Annotated in this window: 4 protein-coding genes and 1 tRNA gene; 2 read left to right on the forward strand and 3 right to left on the reverse strand. The window is 65.8% G+C overall.

Features of this window, described 5'->3' with window-relative positions; all coding sequences use genetic code 11:
* The 3 genes from VGD20_RS12290 to VGD20_RS12300 all read right to left on the reverse strand — a co-directional run.
* Nucleotides 1-215, reverse strand: a 215-nt coding sequence (locus tag VGD20_RS12290) for an NADH-quinone oxidoreductase subunit A (protein ID WP_331134722.1), incomplete at its 3' end; no start/stop codon positions are given.
* A 193-nt stretch (nucleotides 216-408) separates the two neighbouring features.
* Entirely contained in the window at nucleotides 409-729 is a 321-nt protein-coding gene (locus tag VGD20_RS12295; RefSeq protein WP_331134719.1) for a DMT family transporter, read from the reverse strand.
* Between the two features lie 99 nt (nucleotides 730-828).
* Nucleotides 829-904: transfer RNA gene (locus tag VGD20_RS12300), tRNA-Trp, on the reverse strand.
* 92 nt (nucleotides 905-996) lie between these two features.
* Here VGD20_RS12300 and VGD20_RS12305 point away from each other — a divergent pair.
* Together VGD20_RS12305 and VGD20_RS12310 are read left to right on the forward strand one after the other, a co-directional pair.
* A complete protein-coding gene (locus tag VGD20_RS12305) occupies nucleotides 997-1953 on the forward strand; it encodes a DMT family transporter (protein ID WP_331134720.1) in 957 nt (318 codons plus the stop codon).
* Nucleotides 1950-2567 (forward strand): glutathione S-transferase family protein, encoded by a 618-nt coding sequence (locus VGD20_RS12310; RefSeq protein ID WP_331134721.1) that lies wholly within the window; start codon nucleotides 1950-1952, stop codon nucleotides 2565-2567. The genes VGD20_RS12305 and VGD20_RS12310 overlap by 4 nt, the downstream gene beginning before the upstream one ends.
* The last annotated feature ends 233 nt before the right edge of the window (nucleotides 2568-2800 follow it).

Consider the following 2800-nt stretch of genomic DNA (forward strand, 5'->3'; position numbering starts at 1 on the left):
GGAAAGAGGAAAGCAGCCTCGAGATCGAAGATGATGAACAGGATCGCGACGAGGTAAAAGCGGACGTCGAACGGCTTGCGCGGCGCCTGGAAGGCGGGGAGGCCGCACTCATATTCCGAAAGCTTTTCGCCGTCCGGCGCGTGAGCGCCGGTCAGACGCGACACCGCCATCGGCAGAAAGACGAATAGCAGCGACAGGGTCAGCGCGACCCCCATGAAAATCAGGATCGGAAGATATTCGAGCAGCAGCGCGGACGACGCTCCGCTGTTCGCGGCGGACACGGATTGGGACAGCACGGCGGCCTCCTTCGAAGTCGCCGGGCCGTCCCGGACCTGATACCGGGCACCCGCCCGGTGGTGTCGGGACGGATGCACCGGGGAGGACGTGGCCTCTCGGATTATGGCGCCGTCAGGCGGGCGAGGACATCTTCATCAGCACCAGCCCGCCGACGATCAGCAGCGCAGCGACGATGCGCATCGCATTCGCCTGTTCGCCGAGCACGAAGATCCCGACCAGAAAGGCACCGACCGCACCGATCCCGGTCCAGATCGTGTAGGCCGTGCCGAGCGGCAGCGATTTCATCGACAGCGATAGCAGGGCAAAACTCGCGATCATCGCGACGAGCGTGACCAGCGAGGGAGCGAGTCGGGAAAAGCCCTCCGATTGCTTCATCGAAAAGGCCCACACGATTTCGAGCACACCGGCGATACCAAGATAAATCCAGGCCATGACAGCCTCCTTCAAAGGCTGCCGGGCCGTCCCGGACTTGAAAGCCTGCCGTCCCGCGAAGGGAGCAACGGGCGAGGACGTGGCCTCTTGATGGCGGCCTGGCAGGGGCAGTAGGACTCGAACCTACGACCCTCGGTTTTGGAGACCGATGCTCTACCAACTGAGCTATACCCCTAGGCCGGAGTGCGCCACTAGCCGGATTGAACGGTTCGGGCAAGGGGGATGACGGGTTGCGCACGCGGGCCGGGCTGATATGCGCAATTTCGCATGAGCGCCGCGCCTTCCCCTGCCTCGTCCCCCGCCCGGCGCGACGGGCCCCCGCAAAATTATCTGGGCGGGATCGGGCTGCGGCTGCTCGCGATGGTCAGCCTGTCGCTGATGTTCGTGCTCGTCAAAAACATCGACGCCGCGGGCGTCCATATCGTCGAAAGCCTGTTCTGGCGGCAGGCGCTCGTCCTGCCCTTCCTGCTCGCCTGGGTGATGGCGACCAGCGGGCTATCGTCGCTGCGGACGACGCGGATCGGCGCGCACGCACGGCGCATGCTGATGGGCCTGACCGGCATGGCCTGCAATTTCGGCGCGATGATCCTGCTGCCGATGGCCGAGGCGACAACGATCAGCCTGTCGGTGCCGATCTTTGCTGTCATCTTTGCCGCGCTGCTGCTCGGCGAGGCGACGGGGTGGCAGCGGTGGAGCGCGGTGATCGTCGGCTTTGTCGGCGTGCTTGTCGTGCTCGATCCGCTGTCGAGCTTCGCCGGCGGCTTCGGCGGCGAGCATGGCGTCGGCACGCTCGTCGCGCTGACCGGCGCGATCATGACAGCGCTGATCACGATTGCCGTGCGCGACCTTGGCCGCACCGAAAATGCCGCGACGATCGTCTTCTGGTTCAGCCTCTTGTCGATGATCCCGCTCGGCATCGCCCTGCCCTTCGTCTTCGTGCCGCACAGCGGCCACGAATGGCTGTTGCTGATCGGGCTCGGTTTCCTCGGCGCGATCGTCCAGATGTCGCTGACCGGGGCGCTGCGCCTTGCTCCCGTGTCGGTCGTGATCCCGATGGATTATTCGAGCCTGCTCTGGGCGATTGCCGCCGGCTGGTGGTTCTTCGGCACCTTGCCCGCCGACACGACATGGGTCGGCGCGCCGCTGATCGTCGCGTCGGGCCTGTTCATCGCCTGGCGCGAGCATCGCCGCCATATCGACCGGCCGAAGGAGGTTGCCGCATGACCCGTCCGATCCTCTACCATTGCCCCGACGCCCGCTCGCTGCGCTGCCTGTGGGCGGTCGAAGAGACCGGGATCGACGTCGATTTGCGAATGCTCAAATTTCCGCCGCGCGCGTTCGAGCCCGATTATCGCGCGGTGAACCCGCTGATGACGATCCCCGGCTGGGTCGAAGACGGGCGGTTGATGACCGAGTCGGCGGCGATCTGCGAACGGATCGCCGAGGGAACGCCGCTCGAGGTGCGCCGCGACGAGACCGATTATTGGGATGCGCGCAACTGGCTGCACCGCAGCGATGCAACGCTGACCTTCCCGCTCGCGATCATGATCCGCTACACGCGCGTCGAGCCCGAGGAGCGGCGGCTGGCGCAGGCGGTCGACGACTACAAGGCTTTCTTCGGCGGCCGCGCGAAGAGCATCGAAGCGGCGCTGGGCGACGGACGCGAGTGGCTCGTCGCGGAACGGTTTACCATCGCCGATATCGTCATCGGCTATGCGGCGTTTCTGGCAAACACGCTGGGCGCCGACGATGTGCTGGGCGATGCGACGAAGAAATGGCTTGCGCGCTGCACGGCGCGCGAGGGGTTCCGCCGGGCGCGCGAGCGGCAGAAGGGCTGACGTCGGCCCTTCGGGCAGGGAGCTGCCCCCTCGTGCACCCCGGTGAAAGCCGGGGCCCGGTCGCGCCGTCGGAAGATGGGCCCCGGCTTTCACCGGGGTGCACATCTCAGGTGCACATCTCAATCGGCCGCTTCGCTCTCTCCGTCATCCCGGGCCTGATCCAGGATCCGCCCTTTCCTTCAAGACAGGCAGACCCCGGATCAAGTCGGGATATATCCCATTGGAGCAAGTAT

It is taken from the genome of Sphingopyxis sp. (assembly GCF_036402335.1).
In the GTDB taxonomy this organism is placed as follows: domain Bacteria; phylum Pseudomonadota; class Alphaproteobacteria; order Sphingomonadales; family Sphingomonadaceae; genus Sphingopyxis.

What these genes read in the sequence shown, in the direction of transcription:
- VGD20_RS12295 (WP_331134719.1), bottom strand. Translation starts at nt 729, where the DNA reads ATGGCCTGGATTTATCTTGGTATCGCCGGTGTGCTCGAAATCGTGTGG.
- VGD20_RS12310 (WP_331134721.1), top strand. Translation starts at nt 1,950, where the DNA reads ATGACCCGTCCGATCCTCTACCATTGCCCCGACGCCCGCTCGCTGCGC.
- VGD20_RS12305 (WP_331134720.1), top strand. Translation starts at nt 997, where the DNA reads ATGAGCGCCGCGCCTTCCCCTGCCTCGTCCCCCGCCCGGCGCGACGGG.